The organism is Candidatus Symbiopectobacterium sp. 'North America' (assembly GCF_015762685.1).
Taxonomy (GTDB): domain Bacteria; phylum Pseudomonadota; class Gammaproteobacteria; order Enterobacterales; family Enterobacteriaceae; genus Symbiopectobacterium.
The window spans coordinates 13,134-34,462 of sequence record NZ_PEHF01000061.1; the positions used below are offsets into that span (position 1 = coordinate 13,134).

General features: G+C 50.9%; 19 protein-coding genes, 1 tRNA gene and 4 pseudogenes. 4 read left to right on the top strand and 20 right to left on the bottom strand.

The window, feature by feature from the left end; all coding sequences use genetic code 11:
- Positions 1–12: 12 nt before the first annotated feature.
- From arnE to xisR, 12 genes and pseudogenes are all read right to left on the bottom strand, one after another.
- Positions 13–339, bottom strand: a complete 327-nt coding sequence (gene arnE / locus CS369_RS13665) for a 4-amino-4-deoxy-L-arabinose-phosphoundecaprenol flippase subunit ArnE (protein ID WP_196907523.1) — start codon at positions 337–339, stop codon at positions 13–15.
- Entirely contained in the window at positions 336–1,994 is a 1,659-nt protein-coding gene (arnT, locus tag CS369_RS13670; RefSeq protein WP_196907524.1) for a lipid IV(A) 4-amino-4-deoxy-L-arabinosyltransferase, read from the bottom strand. Before arnT ends, arnE begins: the two co-directional genes overlap by 4 nt.
- Positions 1,991–2,911 (bottom strand): 4-deoxy-4-formamido-L-arabinose-phosphoundecaprenol deformylase, encoded by a 921-nt coding sequence (gene arnD / locus CS369_RS13675; protein ID WP_196907525.1) that lies wholly within the window; start codon positions 2,909–2,911, stop codon positions 1,991–1,993. The genes arnT and arnD overlap by 4 nt, the downstream gene beginning before the upstream one ends.
- A complete protein-coding gene (arnA, locus tag CS369_RS13680) occupies positions 2,908–4,887 on the bottom strand; it encodes a bifunctional UDP-4-amino-4-deoxy-L-arabinose formyltransferase/UDP-glucuronic acid oxidase ArnA (protein ID WP_196907526.1) in 1,980 nt (659 codons plus the stop codon). Before arnA ends, arnD begins: the two co-directional genes overlap by 4 nt.
- Entirely contained in the window at positions 4,884–5,876 is a 993-nt protein-coding gene (arnC, locus tag CS369_RS13685) for an undecaprenyl-phosphate 4-deoxy-4-formamido-L-arabinose transferase (protein WP_196907566.1), read from the bottom strand. The genes arnA and arnC overlap by 4 nt, the downstream gene beginning before the upstream one ends.
- Position 5,877: 1 nt before the next feature.
- Positions 5,878–7,017: a UDP-4-amino-4-deoxy-L-arabinose aminotransferase gene (gene arnB, locus CS369_RS13690; RefSeq protein ID WP_196907527.1), complete on the bottom strand. Its 1,140-nt coding sequence runs from the start codon at positions 7,015–7,017 to the stop codon at positions 5,878–5,880.
- Positions 7,018–7,416: 399 nt separating this feature from the next.
- Entirely contained in the window at positions 7,417–7,959 is a 543-nt protein-coding gene (gene napF / locus CS369_RS13695; protein WP_196907528.1) for a ferredoxin-type protein NapF, read from the bottom strand.
- Entirely contained in the window at positions 7,959–8,552 is a 594-nt protein-coding gene (locus CS369_RS13700; protein WP_196907529.1) for a molecular chaperone, read from the bottom strand. The genes napF and CS369_RS13700 overlap by 1 nt, the downstream gene beginning before the upstream one ends.
- A gap of 55 nt (positions 8,553–8,607) precedes the next feature.
- Positions 8,608–9,386: pseudogene (locus CS369_RS13705) on the bottom strand (dimethyl sulfoxide reductase anchor subunit family protein).
- Positions 9,379–10,007 (bottom strand): annotated as a pseudogene (locus CS369_RS13710) (DMSO/selenate family reductase complex B subunit). Before CS369_RS13710 ends, CS369_RS13705 begins: the two co-directional pseudogenes overlap by 8 nt.
- 13 nt (positions 10,008–10,020) lie before the next feature.
- Positions 10,021–12,420, bottom strand: a pseudogene (locus tag CS369_RS13715) (DMSO/selenate family reductase complex A subunit).
- A gap of 745 nt (positions 12,421–13,165) precedes the next feature.
- A complete protein-coding gene (gene xisR / locus CS369_RS13720) occupies positions 13,166–13,414 on the bottom strand; it encodes an excisionase family protein (protein WP_196907530.1) in 249 nt (82 codons plus the stop codon).
- A 105-nt stretch (positions 13,415–13,519) separates the two neighbouring features.
- Here xisR and CS369_RS23715 point away from each other — a divergent pair, with 105 nt between their 5' ends.
- Positions 13,520–13,891: a hypothetical protein gene (locus tag CS369_RS23715; protein ID WP_244665002.1), complete on the top strand. Its 372-nt coding sequence runs from the start codon at positions 13,520–13,522 to the stop codon at positions 13,889–13,891.
- Positions 13,892–13,932: 41 nt separating this feature from the next.
- Here the strand turns inward: CS369_RS23715 and CS369_RS13725 are convergent, their stop codons facing one another.
- The gene (locus CS369_RS13725) at positions 13,933–15,030 is read right to left on the bottom strand and encodes a site-specific integrase (RefSeq protein WP_196907531.1); all 1,098 of its coding nucleotides are present in this window, start codon (positions 15,028–15,030) and stop codon (positions 13,933–13,935) included.
- A 147-nt stretch (positions 15,031–15,177) separates the two neighbouring features.
- Here CS369_RS13725 and CS369_RS13730 point away from each other — a divergent pair.
- A pseudogene (locus tag CS369_RS13730) lies at positions 15,178–15,605 on the top strand (hypothetical protein).
- Between the two features lie 21 nt (positions 15,606–15,626).
- On the opposite strand, the gene CS369_RS23720 reads toward CS369_RS13730, so the two are convergent.
- From CS369_RS23720 to CS369_RS13740, 3 genes are all read right to left on the bottom strand, one after another.
- On the bottom strand, positions 15,627–15,959 hold the full coding sequence (locus CS369_RS23720; RefSeq protein WP_244665003.1) for a hypothetical protein: 333 nt from the start codon (positions 15,957–15,959) through the stop codon (positions 15,627–15,629).
- A gap of 53 nt (positions 15,960–16,012) precedes the next feature.
- Entirely contained in the window at positions 16,013–16,291 is a 279-nt protein-coding gene (locus CS369_RS23725) for a hypothetical protein (protein WP_244665004.1), read from the bottom strand.
- Between the two features lie 175 nt (positions 16,292–16,466).
- Positions 16,467–16,670 (bottom strand): multidrug ABC transporter ATPase, encoded by a 204-nt coding sequence (locus tag CS369_RS13740; protein WP_196907532.1) that lies wholly within the window; start codon positions 16,668–16,670, stop codon positions 16,467–16,469.
- A gap of 228 nt (positions 16,671–16,898) precedes the next feature.
- Between CS369_RS13740 and CS369_RS24650 the strand changes: the two genes are divergently transcribed.
- Complete coding sequence (locus CS369_RS24650) at positions 16,899–17,027, top strand: hypothetical protein (protein ID WP_280514794.1); 129 nt, start codon at positions 16,899–16,901, stop codon at positions 17,025–17,027.
- Positions 17,028–18,170: 1,143 nt separating this feature from the next.
- Positions 18,171–18,560, top strand: coding sequence for a hypothetical protein (locus CS369_RS13745; RefSeq protein WP_196907568.1), 390 nt, complete (start codon positions 18,171–18,173; stop codon positions 18,558–18,560).
- 41 nt (positions 18,561–18,601) lie between these two features.
- On the opposite strand, the gene CS369_RS13750 is transcribed toward CS369_RS13745, so the two are convergent.
- The 4 genes from CS369_RS13750 to CS369_RS13765 form a co-directional block, all read right to left on the bottom strand.
- Entirely contained in the window at positions 18,602–18,940 is a 339-nt protein-coding gene (locus CS369_RS13750) for a hypothetical protein (protein WP_196907533.1), read from the bottom strand.
- Positions 18,941–19,086: 146 nt separating this feature from the next.
- Positions 19,087–20,301, bottom strand: a complete 1,215-nt coding sequence (locus tag CS369_RS13755; RefSeq protein WP_196907534.1) for an integrase arm-type DNA-binding domain-containing protein — start codon at positions 20,299–20,301, stop codon at positions 19,087–19,089.
- Between the two features lie 164 nt (positions 20,302–20,465).
- Positions 20,466–20,539, bottom strand: a tRNA-Gly gene (locus CS369_RS13760).
- Positions 20,540–20,621: 82 nt separating this feature from the next.
- Positions 20,622–21,305, bottom strand: a complete 684-nt coding sequence (locus CS369_RS13765; RefSeq protein ID WP_196907535.1) for a LysE family translocator — start codon at positions 21,303–21,305, stop codon at positions 20,622–20,624.
- Between the last annotated feature and the right edge of the window lie 24 nt (positions 21,306–21,329).

Genomic DNA, 21,329 nt, shown 5'->3' on the forward strand with positions numbered 1-21,329 from the left:
ATCGCCTCCACGTTAAGCCGTAACACCGAGCAAAACGACGCCCGAGATGATAAACAGAATGCCGAGGCTATGCCGCCAACCAATAGGCTCCTGCCAAATCCAACGTGCGGCCAGCGTGATCCAGACCAGATTCAGACTCAACATCGGATAGGCAATACCAACAGGAAGCTGTTGCAGTACGACCAGCCACAGCAATAACGCAAGCGCCAGTAGCAGCAGAGAAACGCTCAGCCATCGCGCTGCATAGGCAGGATGAACAGCGCCAGCCGCCTGTTTTTGACACATCTGCCCCATGCAGCTCAGCATGCTGACCAGCAAAACCCCCAACCATGCACTCACTGCGCGTGATACTCGACAACGGCAAAGCGTCCTTGCTGATAGACACAGTCCGGCGTTGGCAACGCATGTATCGTCGTCCTGTCGTCGTCGTCCAGTAGTAGCATCAGCGTAATATTGCCCTGTTGACGGTGAGCCGCGAGCCAGCCGGGGAAGGCGTCCTCAGAAACAAACCTTTCTGCGCTATCCTCAAACGCCAACCCCCAGGCCAGCTCACCGCGACGGCTATAGAGAAAAATATCGTCACGCTGCAACTCCCAGGCAATAGCCGAGGCAACCCCTACGCTGTTGGACATCACATAGCGGCTCGCTTGCAGTTGCTCATGAGCCGGCTCAATCATCGCCTGCGGTTGTTTAGCATTCTCCACCCGATTGGGAATGGCAGCGCCCACCAGCAGCGCCAATGCCAACGGGCACAGTGCCGCGCAGGCCCAGCGGTTACGAGGTTGCACAAGCGACAGGCTCCCGATCAACGCCCAGAAGAGAAATATCACCGCTGCCGCCAGCATCTTGCCATATTCCTGCGGTGTATAGAGCGGATAGCTCGCCAACCGATGAGGTGCCAAAACCAGCACCACAGCCAGCAGCCCTATAACACCAAACAGCATATTGATAAGTGCGTTGGCACGCAGCGCCTTGGCACCCTCGCGGGCAGCACCCAGCACATTATGCGCCAGCAACGCCGCCAGCGGCGCGTAGCAGGGCAGTATATAGGTCAGTAACTTTCCCTTCGCGAGGCTGAAAAACAGCAGAGGCATGAGAGTCCAGCCCAGCAAATAGATCAGCCCGCTGTTCGTTTTCCTGTCTCGCCAGCCTTGGCGCAACGCTCCGGGTAGGAACCCCAGCCAGGGTAACGCGCCCAGCAGAAACAGCGGCAGGTAATACCAAAACGGTGCCCGGTGCTGTGCGCCTTCCTCCGCAAAACGCTGGATATGCTCTACCCAAAAAAAGTAGTGCCAGAACGTTGGTTCACGCTCTGCTATGGTTAGCGCCCAAGGCAATGTCACCGCCGCCGCACTTAACACGGCCAACGGTCCATACATCAACAGCGATTTCCACTGTTTCTTTTCTGCCACCCACGGCAGCACGCTAATAACAGGTACCGCCAGTGCCAAAAAGCCTTTGGTCATCACCCCCATGCCACAAGCCATCCCCAGCACCAGATACCCAATGGCCTTTTTGCTCACGGACTCGGATTCAGCGGCATACCAGAAACTGCACATGGCGAGCGAGAGCCACAGCGCGAGCATAGGATCGAGCACGGCGTAAGTTCCGACGTCGTAGACCAGCAAGCAGGAAAGGTAGATTACCGCCGCCAGCAGTGCAGTACGTTTGTCCCGCCAGATCCGCCAGGAGAGCCACGCTACCAGACAAGCGGTCAGCGACGAGGAGAATATGGCTCCCGCACGCACCGCGAAGTTGGAATGACCAAAAAGCCATTGACCGAGATTGTTGATCCAGTAACCCGCTATTGGTTTTTCAAAGTAGCGAACACCTAAAAATCGCGGCACCGCCCAATCCCCCGAGGCCAGCAAGCCACGGCAGATTTCTGCATAGCGGGTTTCATCCGGCTGCCAGAGCAAGCGGTATTCAATGGGAATAACGTAGTAGAGTGCCCACAAAGCGACCAATGCGAGCGTGTAATTTACTGCTTTCATGACTGATCGACCTGATCGTGTTGGCTATTCAGCCACTGTTGACAGCCTAACCATCCTTCCCGCCCGTCAATGGCGTGGTGCACAACGTGCCCAACGGGCAAATCTGCCTCGGATTCAGGAAGCAACGCCCCCAGAGGACAAAACTGAAGTCCTTCAAGATGCGCCATGGAGAGCAACGCCGAAAATTCGCGCTGGAAGGCGATGCCCTCCACCTCAGCGTGCACGGTATACACCGGTGTCCCTCGCGCTCTGTGGATGGCGTTGAGCAAATAGCGGTTGAACTGCTGTGGTTGCACGGTGGAGCCGATAACCTCATCCCAGGTGGGCAGTGAAACCGGGATCTGAACGGTACCTAATGTGCCATCTGCCAGACGAGGCCGAAATGGTGTGCTGCCACGACAATCGCTGTTGTAGCGGAAACCAAAGCACTGCTTAGCCTCAATGACACGCTGATCTGCCCGCCATCCGGCCACGGCGGAGCAGGTGACGGCCTGACCCAGCAGATCCTCCAGCGCGGTCTTGCCCAGCGCAATATGGCGATGTAACTGTGCCGGGTTCCAAATGCCCGCCCAGGTTTGCCAGGCAAAGTGATCCCAGGCATGAAGCCCCACCTCGTGGGTACGCGCCGTTTGTCGCATGACGTCCGCATTACCGCGCCCAATCAAACGGCCCGGCCAGGCAGTCCCCGCCAACAGGATGTCCCAGCCATACAATGAAACCGCCTTGGAGCGCAGCATCTTCCACAAAAAAGCTGGTTTGACCAGACGCCAAAGGTGACGTCCCATATTATCTGGCCCGACGCTGAAAAAGACGCTTGCTTGAACCCCATGTTGCTCCAACGTCTTTAACAGGCGCGGCATACCCACTCGCGTACCGCGCCAGGTGTCGACATCAATACGCAGCCCGACACGCTTCATGGGGTGGAATCCGGTGAAGGGTGAGCACGCAGGAAAAAGTCCAGCGTTTCGTCAATCGTCTGGCGGATCTCGACCTGTGGCTCCCATCCTAAAAGGCGGCGCGCATTGGCGATGCTCGGTTTACGGTGTTCCACATCCTGATAGCCTTTGCCGTAGTAACTGCCACTCTCCACCACGCACATGCCAGCAAACGGCGGATACATGTGCCGAAGCGGATGGCGTTCAAAACTTTCGAGCAACATCTCCGCGAGCTCGCGAATGCTGGCCTCGTTTTTCGGGTTACCGATATTGATAATTCGCCCGTCACAGGCGTTGTCACTATTTTCAATGATGCGGAATAACGCCTCGATGCCGTCGTTGATATCGGTAAAACAGCGCTTCTGTTCACCGCCATCAATCAGTTTGATGGGCGATCCTTCCACCAGATTCAGGATCAATTGCGTAATGGCACGCGAACTGCCGATCCGGGCGGCATCTAGGCTATCAAGCCGTGGTCCCATCCAGTTAAAAGGACGGAACAGCGTAAAACGTAACCCCTGCTTCTCGCCGTATGCCCAGATCACCCGATCCAGCAGTTGCTTCGATACCGAATAGATCCAACGCTGTTTGTTAATCGGCCCAACCACCAGCGACGAGCGATCTTCATCGAACACCTTATCGCTGCACATCCCGTACACTTCAGAGGTGGAAGGGAAGATGATGCGTTTCTGGTGTTTGACGCAACTACGCACGATTTTCAGGTTCTCTTCGAAATCCAGCTCGAACACCCGCAGCGGATTGCGCGTGTATTCAATCGGCGTGGCAATAGCGACCAGCGGCAGAATGACATCACATTTCTTGATGTGATACTCAATCCACTCCGAGTGGATGGTGATATCCCCTTCAACAAAGTGAAAACGCGGGTTAAGCAGGAAACGGGCAATGGAATCGGAACCGATATCCAGGCCGTAGACTTCGTAATTTTCATCTTGCAGCAACCGCTCCGTCAGGTGGTTGCCAATAAAACCGTTTACCCCGAGGATCAACACCCGCACGCGTTTGGGTTGGCACGGCAAGCAGGCATTGAGCCTAGCCCCTTCCACCATGCCCACGGTTTGCGCCAGTTGTTCACCCGCCATAAACACGCTGTTGTCACTCTGCCCGGTCACAATCTCCAGCGCATCGCTGCCGCAGGCAACCACCAGCGGTGAAACCGACAACACTGTTCCACTCGGCGCGCAAGGGAAATCCTGTCGCAAACGGGAGGACCACACCGTCAAGCGTGTCGCACCGGCATAACAAAAGGCGCCCGGCCACGGATCCGTGACCGCACGCACCAGGTTGTGCAATTCATGCGAGGACCGCGACCAGTCCATCCGCCCCGCCTCCGGAGTTCGCCGGGTGACATAGCTGGCCTGTGCGTGATCCTGCTCCTGCTGCGGATAGTTACCGGATTTAATCACTGGCAGGATATCGCGTAACAGGCTGTCTGTGCATTCGCACAGTTTATGGTGCAAACCAGGGGCATCGTCATCCGGGGCGATATCGACCCACTGTTGCGCGACAATCGGGCCCGCATCGGGTTCTGACGTCATGCGATGCAGCGTGACGCCCGTCTGCGTCTCTCCGTTAACCAATACCCAATTCAGCGGTGCACGGCCACGGTATTGCGGCAATAGCGAGCCATGCAGGTTAAACGCCCCTAAGGGTGCGCACTGCAAAATCGCGTCACTCAGCACGCGGCGGTAATAGAAAGAAAAAATGGCCTGCGGTGCGAGCGCGCGAATGCGTTCACGCCACAGCGGGTGGTTCACGTCTTCCGGTGTATAGACAGGAATACCCGTTCTGGCGGCAATACGAGCCACTGAGCCAAAAAAAGGATTTTCACCGGGCGTGTCCGCATGGGTGAAAATAGCACTGATGTGATAGCCAGAGGCCAGCAAGGCATTGATGCCAACGCATCCCATATCATGGTAAGCAAAAACAACGGTATTCATTTCACATTACTCTCTTGGTGAGTCTCGTCTTTGCGGGTCTCACCCTTAACGACGCGTTGCACAAAATAACGAGGTCGAGCACGCACATCGTTGTAAATACGGCCAATATATTCACCGAGTATCCCCATCCCCACGAACTGCGCGCCGATAAAACTGAACAGAAAGGCAAACAGCATGAAAACGCCCTCGGCCGCCCATTCAGGCCCAAATACCAGACGCAACGCCACCAGCACAAAGGTCAGCAAGAACCCTGAGAGCGCTATGGCGCTACCTATCACGCTGAGCAGACGTAAAGGCGTCGTCGTCAGGCAGGTCACCAGGTCATACATCAGGCTGATCAAACTGATCACGCTGTACTTGGAATCACCGTGCAGGCGTTCGGCGTGCTTGACAGGAATCTCCGTCGCTTTACGCGCGAAGATATTGGCAAGGATAGGGATAAAGGTGCTGCGTTCGTGGCAGGTCAACATGGCATCGACGATATGGCGTCGATAAGCGCGCAGCATACAGCCATAATCGCCCATGACCTTGCCAGTGGTACGCTGGATAAAATGGTTTATCAGGCGCGATGACATTTTGCGAAACAGGCTATCCTGACGGTTTTGGCGTACCGTGCCCACCACGTCATAGCCTTCATCGGCCTTTGCCACAAGACGCGGGATCTCTTCCGGTGGATTCTGGAGATCGGCATCCAGCGTGATGATCAAATCGCCCGTGACATGGCTAAATCCCGCCATGATCGCAGCATGCTGACCGTAATTCCGGTTGAGCAATACGGCTATCACGTGGCTATCTGGCATTTCGCTGGATTGCGCCATCAGTCGCGCTGAGTTGTCATTGCTGCCATCATCAACCAGTACAATCTCATAGTCTTTACTCAACGTCTCACAGGTAGCCACCGTGCGCTGAATCAGCGCGGGCAGGCTCTCTTGCTCGTTGAATACCGGGATGACAACGGAGACTTTTTTTATCGGAGGAAAGGTGAACATATCAACCGCAGACAAGTTCGAGCAGCGCATCGATAACGCGTGATGTGTCGTCATAAGTCATATCCGGAAACAGGGGAATGGATAACAGGCGTTCGCTGTTCCACTCCGTATGAGGAAGTTCAAGTGCGGGAAAACGCTCACGGTAATATTTCTGGGTATGGACGGCGCGAAAATGCAGGCCAGTGCCAATCCCTCGCGCTTGCAGTGCAGTCATTAACGCATCGCGTGAAATACCGCAGCGTTCAGCATCCACACGCAAAATAAACAGGTGCCAGGCGTGGTGATGGGGCCATTCAGGCTGACGTAGCGGCAGCAGTGGCGTATCGGCAAATGCCGATAAATAGCGTTGCGCAATCTCCTGACGCCGCTGGTTAACGTGCGCCAGCTTGCCAAATTGCACTAACGCAATCGCGGCATGGATATCACTGAGATTGTATTTGTACCCCGGTGTTATCACTTCTGCCTGTGGTGCACGTCCCTGTGCAAGTCTGTCATAAGCATTCACGCCAAGGCCGTGAAATTTAAGGCTGCGGATACGCTCGGCAAGCTGGTCATCATCGGTGACCACCAGTCCGCCCTCAGCGCAGGTCATATTTTTGATGGCGTGAAAGGAGAAAATCGCAGTTCCTTTCGCTCCGACAGGGGCTCCGCGATACTCGGCCCCAACGGCATGAGCCGCATCTTCAATAACAGGGATGCCGTGACGATGCCCGATGGCACGAATCGCGTCCATATCGGCGGGGGCGCCAGCGTAATGCACGGGAATAATGGCGCGCGTGCGGGGCGTGATAGCCGCAGCAATGGCCTCCGGCGTGACCATCAATGTATCGCGATCGACGTCTACCATCACCGGTACAGCGCCAAGCAAGACAATCATGTTGAGGGTTGAAACCCAGGTCAGCGAGGGGGTAATAACTTCATCGCCAGGGTAAATATCCAGCGCCATCAAGGTTACGTGCATCCCGCCCGTGGCGGAACTGACAGCAATGGCGTGCTTGTTGCCGGTCAATGCACAAAAAGCAGCTTCCAGTTGCTGATTTTTTGGCCCTGAAGTGATCCACCCGGATAACATGACCTTATTTACGGCAGCAATCTCTTCCTCTCCCAAAGAAGGGCGAGAAAAAGGTAAAAAATCAAGCATGACAATATCCTGGTGATAAAATAACAAACGTAAAAAACATCATGATTTCACCGCTTTAATTTTTATTACCTCGAAAAAGGAAATAAGAAAAAAAGTTGGCTGATAAATATAGTCGACACCTGTTTTTTGACCATTACAAATAACTATACAGGTGCGCATTACTAAAATAACTCAGATGAACACCCTAAACACGCCTCATCCGAGTTGTGTTTAAAATACGTTTAATTAAACCATTCAATTAATAGTTCAATCAGCTCTTCTTATTTCATATATTCATTTAGTTTTTATTTAAAAGTCAATAATAGCCATTGGCGTCACGATAACATGACGTTCAAAAATAAAAATTACATTATCACTGCATAAACGACTGTATGGCGGGGTCGATATGTAAGGTGTTATTTAAGCGAATGGGGTCAATGAAATTGCCTGAATTTCACACTGAATCAAGCATTCTCCACAGCCATGACACCGCGCGCTGTCTACATCAGGCAAGCCACACTCACTGAGGGAAAGCGCCTGACTCGGGCAGGTATCGATGCAACTGCGGCAATGGCGTTGCTGACTGATGCAGGTAGCGCCGATCGCCGGACGTAATCCGGTATCAAAGTGTGCCTGCGGCAATAGCGCCCCCGAGGGGCAATGCGCGATGCATGCCTGACAGCCATCGCAACTGGCGTATTCAATGGCCAACTGCGGATAACCTTCTTCATTGACGATCAGCCCCCCCATTGGGCAAGCGTTAACGCACCGTTGGCAACGGTTACACTGTTGATAAAACTGCGGTGCAGGCAGCGCACCGGGAGGACGTGGCGCACGCGGTTGAGCGTTATCGGGTAGCGGCTCATGCTGGTGCGAAGCATTAAGAAAGGCGCGGAACAACCCGCGCCGACTGACGTAGCGATGAGACAAATATCCGCGATAGTAGCGCTCATCCTTTTCCATCAGAAAAACATCCGGGGCGTTTCGGGCTGCAACCCATAATGACGCTGCATCCCCTGTAGCAGCAAGCGGGTCACGACGGCCAGTTGAGCATAGAACGGGCTGTGGGGATTTTGCTGTAAGCGTTCCAGATAGCGATCGCTCCAAGGCAGCAAATACGTTTCCAGCAGCGTGTGTGCGGCTTGCTCTTTCTCTTGTTCGAACAGTGCTGCGAGCGCCAGCAGCATCAATTCGAACTGATCTTCAGGTTCCTGCTGCGCACCGGTAAACGACAGACCGTGCTGGTGTAGGAAAGCACGATAGCGCACCGTACTTTCTCCCATTAGCAGATTGTCGTTTTCCAGATAGACCGACGCCCAGGGCGGCGCAAACATCTCTCCCTGCCCTTCGAACAGCACCGAGTATTGCCAGATAAACGCTTCTGCGTCAGGCACCGGCCAGTGCTGACACAACGCTTCCATTTCGGTGCGTTCTGCCCAGGGACACAGCGTAGGCAGCGCAGATAAGCTCTCAACGATAGCCTGCACATCGGGGTGTGTCGGCGGGTAGTAAAAGAGTGCGCCCAAAAAACGTGGCAACACGGCTATAGATGACATCGGGCTCTCCCCTTAGGATGCCGCCCTGTGCAATCGCATACAGGGCGGCACGGCATTACATCGGCAACGTCCACAGGTTATAGAACGCGACACGGCTCGCCAGCTCAGCGACAATCACTACCAGCGCACTGGCCGTCAACAGTGAGCGTCCGGTGTTATAACGGACATGCACCATCGCCCCCACGATGCCCACAGCGAGCAGGATAGCCTGCGCACTAAACCAGGCAAGCTGCGCACTGGTCAGCGCACTGTCTGCGCTCATCAAGGTTGCCATGTAGCCAGGACGCAGGCAGAAGCTCGCCAGCGTAGCTAATACGCTAACGGCCAGTCCAATCCGGCGTGCACCCAATACCGCCGCCAGTGCGCCGCCACCAATCATCGGCGTCAGCAGCATCATCAACAGCGTGTAGCTGGTGTTCCAGGTCGCCACGGTCGGCAACTGATAAATGCGCGGGATAGCCAACAAGAACAGCACCCCCACCACCGCAGCGATCCAGGTCAGCACGCGGAACAGACGTTGTGCGCCGCGATTAAGCAGCAACCCCAGAGCTCCGAGACCGCCGAACGCGCAAAACAGCGATGAAAGCACGATTTCGTTGCTCATCGGCGAGTGCCCGGCGCGCAGCAGCACGTTCATGGCACGCAGTGGCTGCACGAGATGCAGCCCCGCGATCGGCAAGGCCAGACCAAACAAACACATTGCAGAGCAAACAGCCCAATCGCTAACGGCCGCGCCTCCACCTGTTTTAACACTCCCGCCACCAACAGCAGGATAAACTCCCCCACCGCACTCTGCGTGAGCACGGTAAAAAACACCAAAGGCAACTCATGCATGGCGCACCTCCTGCAAGTTTTGAATAACACCATCTTTATCGCCGCTCGGCCGCACTTTCGGGTGCGGTTTGACGATCAGATTCGGGTGCGTCAGCGGCGCAGAAGGTAACGGTGCGATCTCGTTTTCGGTACCGTATTTGGCACGCAGTTCATCAAAATAGGCCCAAAATCCAGCGCGCGCTGCGGACAGGAATCGACACAGATCGGACGCAGATTTTTCTGCAACCGATCCAGACAACCGTCACACTTGCGCATCACCTTGGCGTGCGCATCAAACTGTGGCGCGCCGTAGGGGCAACGCATCTCACAGTAACGGCAGCCAACGCACACGTTCTCATCCACCAGCACCAGCCCATCCTCTTTGCGCTTGTGCATGGCACCAGTTGGACAACCGGCCACACAGGTCGGATCGTCACAGTGGTTACAGGCAATCGACAGGTAGTAGCTGTAGGTGTCGTTTTGCCAGGACTCACCCTCTTTTACCCAATTGCCGCCACCGTATTCATAGACACGGCGCAGTTTCGGGCCAAGATCCAAATTTTTATTATCCTTGCAACTGACCTGACAGGTTTTGCAGTCCGAACAGCGCGAGGAGTCAACGTAAAAGCCATATTGTGTCATCAGTCATTTCCCCTTAAGCGCGCTGAATCTCAACCAGGTTGGTGTGTTGCGGATTACCTTTCGCCAGCGGCGAAGGATCCTGGGAGGTCAGGGTGTTAATGCACCCTCCAACATCGACGCCCGCGCTCTCAAGGCGCGTCCAGGCCCCTTGCGGCATAGCGGCGACGCCAGGGAGAATGCGTTGTGTGACTTTGCAGGGGATTTCCACCACGCCACGATCGTTAAATACACGCACGCGATCGCCAGATTTCAGTTGGCGCTCCGCCGCATCGATCGGGTTGATCCAGACCTCATCCGGCACGGCTTCATGCAGGAATTGCACGTTGCTGTAGGTGGAGTGGGTGTGGCCCTTGGTATGGAACCCACTGAGTTGCAGCGGATATTTAGCCGTCATCGTTTTATTGAGATGAGATTCACGCACCAAGCAGAACTCAGGGATTGCAGGGATACGATCGCCTTCCGGTAGCGTCCAGGTTTGAGCCAGTTTGGCTAGCGCTTCGGAATAGATCTCAATCTTGCCTGACGGTGTTTTCAGCGGATTGGCCTGCGGATCTGCCCGGAAATCCAGGAAGGCAATGCTCTGTTTTTCCGTTGCGATCTGTTGATCGATAACGCCCTTCTCTTTCGCAACCGACCATTCCGGCAGGTAGGTACGTTTCTCTTTCAGCGCCTGCGTGCGGCCTTCGGTGAATTGCTCTTTCAGTCCCAGATGACCGGCAATATCGGCACAGATGTCGTAGGTACTGCGTACTTCCCACATCGGCGTGATGGTTTTCTGGATAGCGATCATGTAGTTGTGCGAGCCCGTTGAATACGAGCTATCAACCAGGTCTTCCGCTTCCAGATAGCTGGTTTCCGGCAGCAAAATATCGGCGAACTTGGCTCTGGGAGTGATGTGGTTATCAATCACCACGATGGTTTCACACTGGGGGTCATCCGCCAGAATTTTACGCGTGCGGTTGATGTCACCGTGCTTGTTCAACAGCGCCTGCCCTGCCTGATTGACCACCATTTTAATGCCGACGCCGCGCCTTTCACGCCCATGGTTGTGGCGGTCATTTTTTCGGGATTAAGGATGGCACCCGTCCAGAGGTAACAGGGGATCGAGGTTTTGATCGGATTGCTGCCCATCGGCAAGGTTGGAACACCATAAGGTGTAACATAAGGCCAGTTGCCGTTGTTGGTGCCCTGCAACCCAAAGTGACCGGTGAGCGCAGGCAATGTCTGGATAGCGCGCACGGTTTGCTCGCCGTTGGCGTGGCGCTGCGGCCGCCAACCCTGGCCGATATAGCAGGCGCGCGCACCCGCGATTTCCCTCGCCAACTGACGAATACGCACCGCTGGAATGCCAGTGACGTTCGCCGCCCATTCAGGCGTTTTGGCAATGCCATCTGGCCCGGTTCCGAGAATATAATCCTTGTAGCTGGCATTCGGTGCCGCAGACTCGGGCAACGTGCTGGCATCAAACCCAACGCTATAACGGTTGACCAACGCTTCGTCGATCAGGTTTTCGCTAATCAGGGTGTGAGTCAACCCCGCGACCAATGCCGCATCGGTGGTTGGACGAATCGCTAACCACTTTGCATGCTGGGTGATAACAGAATCGGTGTAACGCGGATCGATGATCATCACGCGAGCCTGCGATTTTTCTAACGCACGACGCAGTTCCTCCACCTGTCCGCCGCCGGACATACGGGTTTCCGACAAGTTGAGGCCAAAAAAACACCACCAGATCGGAATGGGCAATTTGCGTAAAGTGACTGCCAACATAAGTGCCGTGCGTATACGGCGTGGCAGTCGCGATTTGCGCGGTAGAGTAGGTGTTGTGATAGTTCAGGTAGCCGCCCGTCAGGTTCAGCAGGCATTTCCACGCGTGCGTTCCCTGATTGTGGTAATAGGCACCGGATTGGTAGTTGTAGTAGATCGCCTCATTGCCATATTTCTCAGCAATGCGCTTCATTTCCGAGGCGACAAACGCGGTCGCCTCTTCCCAACTGATGCGTTTGAATTTGCCTTCACCGCGTTTACCGACACGCTTCATCGGGTATTTGATGCGGTCCGGGCTGTAAACACGCCAGCGGTTAGAACGCCCGCGCAGACAAGGGCGAATCTGGTGTTCACCGAACACGCTGTCATCTTTGGCATCTTCCGGCTCGATACGCACGATGCGATCGTCCTTCACAATCACCTTCAGCGGACAGCGACTGCCGCAGTTGACCAAGCACGCGCTGTGACGAACGGTTTCATTGTCGTTCACCACGCCGGCTGGAGCCACCGACGGCTGAGCATTGGCAGAAAACGGCAAGGTGATGGCACTGGTAATCGCCACCGCCGAGCCGATTTTCGCGGCATCGATCACCGCGTCCCGACGAGATATTTCCTGGTGTAAAAGGTCTTCAATAATTTTCTTCATGATTATTATCCCACTTTGCTTACCCTGCTAACCATAAAGGCTTGCTAATAATGTGGGATTGATATCGATCAAGCGGGTAGGGTCTATTACCCCCAAAAGGGTAGAAATGTGATCGTGAAACGTCGTTATTTACTTAAATATATAGCGTTTTTAGTTTTAAATGCTGCTTTTTTTCAAAAACACATGAAATGATAATGAGATTTATTGCTATTTATGAATGGTATCTCATCTATATATAAGCAAATGCAAATATCACTACATAGAATTTATAAAAGATATTTACCTTGAAGAGTGAAAAACAGGCCATATATTATTTATATATAAAATCAATAGGTTAAATTAAGCCAATTTCAAACTCTGCCCTGCGACGTTTATTGTGGGAAATACTAGAAAACATGTACATCAGCCTGCGGAAATTCGCTAAAGCAAGGGGGCTATACACATCAACGCATAGGTTTGGATAGAAGGAAGTAGGCGTCGAGATAATCAGAATTTAGTGAAAGGCTTGTGGTATATGGAGTGAGTTGACTTTACGGAACGTTACGAGAAGGGTGTTTGGAAAGTGAAAGGAGTAGAACACAGCATTTAGTGATATGTAATTATTGAATTTTTATTTGTTATGGAAACCATTCTACACTCATTCCTATACACATTAGTTTTTGCTTGACCCATTTTGATGTCTTTCCTCTGCTGATCGTCATTATCATGACTTGCCGTAATCCTGCCGTTACAAATGGGCAATTCATCATTTGTTTCTTGGAGTAACGGGATGTTGTCTTTCTATCCAAGCATCAACTTCAAACCGGTTGTACATAATGGGGCTATTGGCTTTTGGGTGGCAGTCGCCGGAATAATGCCGATACTCTTTTCCTTCCATCCATGAATGTTTACGAGCCGATTTGATGGCGTTGCCAGAAAGCCTGGTTATCGCTATTAGCAACTTCTCAGATACCCATTTATTGGGTGTTACCTGAATAATTTCTTTCTCAGCCATTGCCTACCCTCCTCAACAGATTTCCTCTTCATGACCTGCATGCCTTTCCTGTTTAGCATCTTATTGTATGATAGATCTACCCCACAATAAGGAATCACGCCAGCCATGAGAATGAGCAGCAATAAAAAAGAGATACTCAGCTACTTTGAGCCACACAATCGGGAGTGGGTATCAGGCGAGATAGGTGATCCGCCACTTGGTGTGTCCGGCATTGCGTACCTGCTTCACGGCATGGAGTCTTTCGATAAGCGCCACCAGCTTGAGTCTAACAGGCGAACACTGGAAGCAATGGTGAAGGATGGTCTGTTGGAAAGAATCACTAGCTACGAACAGCGGCAGGACACAACGCAGTCAGGTGATGGTAATGGGATGTGGTGTAATTGTTCCCGCTATGGTCTACCTGGGCAATGTACCATTGTGCGTGACACAAGCGGACCTGATAATACAATATCAGGTGAATACGTGCGGATCGGTTAAGAGCCTGTACCGTTCGGTTTCGTTTTGCGCAATGCGCATAGCTACTGGAAAAAGGCATCTAGCTTTTGGGCATGTTCAGCAAGATGTTCTGGAGATAGATGAGCGTATCGCTGAACCATTACCGCGCTTTCCCATCCCCCCATTTTCTGCAATATCGTTAGAGGGACGCCTGACTGTACTAACCAACTCGCCCAGGTATGCTGCAAGTCATAAAATCGAAAGTCTTTGATGCCGGCCCTTTCCAACGCAGCTCGCCATGCCTTGTTGCTATCAACATTGAATTTTTTCGTGGTGGGTATCTTCCTTTTTCTCATTACTTTTTGCACGAACACCCATTGTTCATGTCTTCCTTGCTGGGCCTCAAGAACCTTACAGGCTGTATCATTTAGCGCTATACCAATGGCCCGCCCACTCTTTGCTTGCTCTGGGTGAATCCATGCAACTTTACGGCCCAGATCAACTTGAGACCATTCTAGGTCGATAATATTGGAACGTCTTAACCCTGTAACTAAGGCGAATATTACCAGGGGTTTAAAGTAATCAGGCAGTTCGTCAATTAGCCTGTGGGCCTCGGTTTTGGTCAACCAGCGGATACGTTTATTATCAACTTTGATACTTTTAAGTGGGGGTGCTTTTTCTAGCCATCCCCATTCAGTCGCAGCCAAACGTAAGAGCGCTCGAATGAACGCAAGGTGGGCGTTTTTAGTTGCTATACTCACATTCCGTGGAACGTATTGCCCACATTTTTCCCCTGACGCTAAGCTCTTTTGTTTATGCGCTTTCCAATTCCGCTCATAAGCTCGGTTTTTCATTTTACTCATTGCTGAATAAATTTTAACTGCGGTAATGCCCGATAGCTGCTGACCACCGAATACTTCAAGCCAAAATTTCACCATTGATTTATCAGTAGAAAGGCTCTTTTTATGTTGCTTCTCCTCAATCCACCGAACGCAGGCATCATCAAAGGTTTTTCGCGGAAAGTCGCCTAGTCGGTCAATCCGCCAATATGAGGCCTTCAATTGATCATGAAGCTCCTGAGCCGCTCTTTTATCAGCAGTACCTAGTGACTGCCTAATACGTTGTCCTGATGCGCATGTGAAGTCGCAATGCCAAATATCTCCCCTTAACTTGATAGACATATTTGCCCCACAACAGTAACTATATCCTACTCGTAGCATAGGACAGTGAATCTAGTTGTGCCGTTAATCATTGAAGAACAGTAGCGCTGTCTTACAGCGTCTTACGGTGATAAAGTAGCGGTCTACTTCTTACTGCTGGTGGCTGAAATGAGCAAATCCCTTTCCGTTACTTTCCGTGTTCCCGCTGAACTGGTCGATCTGTTCACTTCTGTGTGGGTGAGTCAGGCATGGATAAAACAGCGTGGCTAATTGACGCCATACGCCAGAAACTGAACCAGCCAGATACTAACCCAGATAACCGCATGTCGGCGCTGGTGGAGCGGATGGAATTAGCGGCGGCTGCGCTGATTGGTGGTAAGCAGGGTATCCCACCAGCCCCCTATGATGAATCGACTGTGTTTCAGATCGTCACTGATACAATCCGTCAGGGATTTGATAACGGGCGCATCATTGCTGAACGGCTCAATAAAGCTGGATATCAGACAAAAGCAGGTAAAGCATGGAACAAGGACTACAGTGCCTGGAAGCGTCAGGAAGGCCGTGCTGGTCGGTTGGCAAAGGCATTGGATGAATAGTAGCTACAGAGAAAACTGACTTTAAGCTTCAGTACTATCAGAGGTTGATTCATTTTTATATCTTTTTTGAGGTACTCTCCGCCCAATTTTTTGACACGTTTTTCTGTCTCTTTCTTCATTCTCTTTAAATTTGTTATAAGTGTCTGTATCGAAGAATGATATTGTTTCTATTTCATCTTTCGGTATTAGTACGCGAAAATTATTTATGTTCAGTCGAGAGAGTCCGCTGATCACGCCACTTTCAAGATAATGCTGGTGATAGTTGGTTGTAATAGTGATTGTTAAGGTATCTTTATCTCGATACCCGCTTAACATAGGTAAGATGGCTAAGTGCTCAGAAGAACCATTGGGCAAGTGACAAACCCAATGTAGATCTTTCTGGAAGATAATGTGGCTATGATAGGAAATTACCTTGCGGATGCTTCCATCAAGAGCGATTCAAAAGAATTGTTGCCCACTGCTTTAGCAAGGGCATCCCAGCGGCGATCGCCTTTCTTAGTGCGCCTTTTACTTAGAAAACAGAAGATAGCAGACAGCAGGATCGAAACAACTACCCATGCAACTTGCTTGATTTCTGTGGTTCTTTTGGCGTTATCTGAAGAGGTCGGCAACATACCATCAAAGCTGTCGGGGGTGAGATTTAGTAAGTTAGCTGCCCATCTGAAGCTACCGGTTACATTCAGCAAGAATGTTACAAATCCGCCAGCAAGAAAAAAACCACTCCCCACGCGGCTACAAAAAAATAAGCGTCCCAGCCATTAGAACGCTTATATCTGTAACTTGTTGATAGTTATAAGTTTACGTAAATAAAACCACTAACCAAAATAACAGCTAAAAGTAAGGTTGCCATTATTCAGCTCGTTAGCGCTTCACTTTAGTTGTGGTGGTCTTAATGTTTTCCAGCTTGTCCATCTGTGCTTGGATAGCCTTCAACGCATTTTCATTAGACAGATCAACAGATACATAGCCATCTTTAGTCAGGTTGAGCTTATCCTGATTCTCTTTCAGAACCCGTGCTAAACGCTCAACTGGATTACCCAGCCTTAACGCAGCAATTTTTGACATACTCGACCTCCTTCAAATCGGCGTAAAATAGTACACTTCACACCACTTAACAACAACTCAAATCCACTACTAACTGAGACAGCAGCATAGGCCATTAGTTACAGTTAATCTAGCTTAAGTTCATTACATAAATTCTAGCAAGACATTTCTACGTATAGATTCTGATCATTTAATGCGGAGTGAGGTTGGCCTCATCCACTGGTAAGATGGGGCACTCATTCGCCGCTGGTGTCGTTCTTTGGCCGCCAGGGCGTTTCTAACATCGTTTCGGATGGCATAGAGCGTGTGTCTGTCCATTTGCTCCCCGCTCTGGCGACCTATCTCTATTACGGTTTCTTCCAGCGTCTGACGGTCTAGCATGGTTGGCGCTCCGGCTATGTGCGATTACCGTGATTTTACCGTTAAGGAGGATAAAAATTAAACTATTATTAGTTTTTCTAATGGGGTTTTCTTATTGTGTGAAACCTGTGCAGGTATTTTTATCTATAAGATGCAGAAAAAACGTTGGTTCAGTCAGTTCAATTTGTAAAGACGTCTGTTTTTATTTTTGCAAAAATTGAACCAACACAATGCTATTTTGAACCAACACGATTAGCTGATGAACCAACATTACGCCCCCCAAACCGTTCACTTTATAGAAAATTATTTAGAATCATAACCATCCATTTTTGAACCATAACATTTGATAACAGGTAACTGGGGTGCTTATTGCAAACCGCTTTGAGTTCAAAAAATTCTCGGCACGTTAGGTTTTATTAGGTTTTTACTTGCGTGCTGACCCCAGATAAATCTTCCTTGCCGCGCGCGTACTGTTCGTTAAACTCTTTCCGCTCGTGTGGTGAGGTAATTAAAATCTTTCGCCTGCGCTTCACGTAGTGACCACCATAAAATCTTCACGCGCGTATTGGGCACGAAATTCCTTTTTTTATGGACTCCGAAAACTCAGGGTGCGCGTCGACGACGCTCTGTTGTCTCGCGTAGTGATGTCGGAAAAATCTTGATGGTATTTCTGGCCTCGCGCGCACTGTTGCATAAAGTCCGTATTCCGGCTCGCGTAGTGACCGTAATAAAATCTTCGCGAGCGCGCTATGGTGCGATAACTCTCGTTAGCTGGTGGCATAAAGATGCCAGGAGTTGGCTCGCGTTAGCCTGTGGATATCTGGTTTTGACAGGTAGTAAACTATGTCTTGTTATCAGTGGGAATTATCTACTTTGGCCTACTTTTGGAAATATCCGTATTACGCGATCGCATCTTCAACCATCATCATCACTGGCTTTTAGGCCTGTATTCGACAAATATTAATCCATCAGCCAGTGGGTAATGCCTTATAAAACGCACTCAATGGACTGTAATCAGCTTTTCGAGCCTTAGGGTAATCTTAGGATTATTCTTGCTGTAATCTTGTTGTACTGCTGGTGGGGCGCTGATGCCACATATATTTGATGTGATCGAGCTAAGGTGCTGCTTTGTCGTGGTAGTGTGGGCGAAAGGAGGTGGGAATTAAGAGTGTTATTGCTGCGATACTGGTTCTGGCTTCTGTATCTGCCCGGGCTGAGTGCTGGATTGTGGGCGATATGAAAGGGGTCACCTTCGCAGAACATAATTCATACAAAGCAGAGAACGACGGTTTCAGTGGAGCATTCATGATTTCCATCAGTGGCGAGCTCGCAGCTGTGAAATACTCTGGGGCTGATGCTGGAGGCGTCGTTTATCATGCGCTATCCCCTACATCCATTATCGGCTTAAGCACTGAGGGTGATTCGAAGCGTGTGGTTGATTCTTGGGTTATCCAGCCAACCGGGAAAGTGCTTATGTCAAAAACTATTACAGGGTTCGGTAAATTTGACTCAGTAAAAGCCTTCGTCGGTAATGTGAAAAGTAAGTGCTAGAAAGTTAATGCCTATATATCTAAACTCCTTAGTTTTAAATCTTAGAACGGAATGTCGTCGTCAAAATCCATATGAGGTTCTATCGGTACTGGAGGTGGTGTGACCTCAGGCATGTACCCTTGTTCATGTATTGTACTAAGTAAGACTTCTAAGGACACATCAGATTCATAGCTATCATCAATATAAGTTTTTTCTATAGAACCCGCGATGCCCTGTTTTACCCATTCAGGGAAGTCACCATTCTCATTGGAAATATAGAGATAGTCTGCAATTTGAGTTTCAGTTACATGTGGTTGATGTAGTTTAATGCGGGTAATAAATTCCTTTAAACTAATAAACTCATTTTTCCTAGCTTTGAGCAACTCAGCAATATCTATCATTACGCCACCTCACGCCCTCTAACATGTTGGCGGCTATGCCAGCCCACAGAGGTGTGCGGATTTTCGGGGATCAGCCTAGGCATAGCCTATTCTTTGTTCGTCTACAGTAGTTTACTGCGGTATACTACAACTGTCTATCTATCCAGTTACGCGAGTTTGCCAAACGAGCCATGAACTACGTTCCCGCCGTTCTCTAATGCTTCCATATAGTCGGCATACCACTGAAGCATTTCCCGGCGTCCATCCAGGTATTGTGCGTGGTTATAGGTACCGCGGATTGAGTTTTTATCGACGTGGGCAAGCTGGGTTTCAATCCAGGCAGTGTTATAGCTCTGCTCGTAGAGAATAGTGCTCATGGTGTGGCGGAAGCCATGCCCGGTAACTCTTCCTGCATATCCAATGCGGCGCACAAGCACATTCATCGCCATTTCGCTCATTGGTTTAATGTGCTGAATTCTACCTGGGAACACATAGGCATAATGACCAGTAAGCGGTTTTAGCTGTTCGAGGATGTTAATCGCCTGAGTCGATAACGGAACACAATGCGGCCGGCGTTTCTTCATTCTCTCTGGTGGAATTTCCCAGAGCTGCTTTTCAAGGTCAAATTCCTTCCATTCAGCCTGGCGGAGTTCCCCCGGCCTAACCCCCGTGATGATCAGCAGGCGCATTGCCAGCTTCACAATCATGCTGCCGGTATATGTATTGAAGGTACGGAAGAACTCTGGCAATTCCGCTACCGATAATAAAGCATAGTGCTCTTTTTTATGCGGCAGGAAAGCGCTGGCGAGATCAGGGGCTGGATTATACTCAGAGCGCCCTGTCACTATGGCGTATTTCCACACTTCACCACAGCGTTGACGCACTTTGCGCAGTTTCTCCGTAGCTCCCCGCCCATCAAAGCGAGAAAGGATAGCCATTAGCTCCATTGGCTTGATGTCAGTGATCGGGCGATGGCCGATGTAAGGGAACACATCTTTCTCGAATGTTTTTATCATCTCTTCTGCATATGAGGCAGACCATCTATCAAAACGCTTTTCGTACCACTCTCTGGCGATCCCCTCAAAAGTATTTCCAGCTATCTCTTGTCGGGCGCGTTTTTCCTGCTTTCTCGCATCACTGGGATTGATACCTGAGGCCACCAGCTTTTTAGCTTCATCACGCCGCTGCCTGGCATCGTTTAATGAGATGGTGGGATAAGTTCCAAAGGAAATCATTTTTGGCTTGCCATCAAAGCGATAACGAAAACGCCAACCCTTCGAGCCGTTAGGTTCAACGAGGACAGAAAGTCCATTACCATCATTCAGTGTATAGGGCTTGTCTTTCGGCTTAGAACGCCGTAGCTCAAGGTCTGTGAGGGACATTGTGTATAGCTCCGAAGAAAAGTTGATGGCCTATACACATCACTATACACATTATCATATAGATTTGGGTAGAACGTAGTAGACGTTGAGATAATGAGAATGTGAGGGAGGCCTTGTGATATCTAGGTTTAGTTGACTTTAATAGACGTTACGAGAAGTGTGTTTGGAGCGAGTGAAGGGAATCGAACCCTTGTATAGAGCTTGGGAAGCTCTCATTCTACCATTGAACTACACTCGCATCAGGTATGCGTTGGGCATTATAGCGCTATCCGCTTGCCGAGCAAGCAAAAACCCAGCGAAAGTGGTGGCGTATTGAGCAATCAGTCAGCCAGAGTCAGCGGGATCAGCAACGTTTGGTAGCCGTGATAGGTGACTTGCACAGAAAAATAGGCAAACAGCAGTGCCGAGATGACATAGCAGTAAAAGGTCAACCGCCCTTGTAGCGCCTGTCGGCCAAACTTAATCATTCCTGCCAGGAACAGCGTCCACAGTAATCCACTGATAAAGAAGCCACTGAGAAATACGCTCACCATCAGCGTTGAGCCGTCCGTTGACTGTGCGATAATCGAGCCGCCAATCGCTGCAAACCACAGCAGCGCGGTCGGTGATGCCAGCGCCATCCCCATGCCGCTCAGAAAATCGTAGCCGCGAAACCGTTTTGTTACTGCAGGAAGGTCAGTCACATCCGCGTCCACAGGCGCTAATCGTTGCGTCTGATAATCACGCCAGGCCATGCGCGCCATGTTCCACGTCATCCACAGCAGAATGGCACCGCCACCAATCCATAGCGCCCAGCGTACCGGCAGTGCGGTAAAGATAACCGCTAAACCAAACGCAGAAAGTGCCGCGTAAACCAGATCGCCAAAACAGGAACCAAAGCCAATCATAAACGCGGCGCGCGGCCCGTCACGCATACCCCGGTTAATGATCGCCGTATTCACCATCCCCAAATCCAGGCACAGCGAGAGGGAAAGCAAAATGCCATTAAGCACCACTAACAACATAACCGCCACAGCTCCGCAGACATC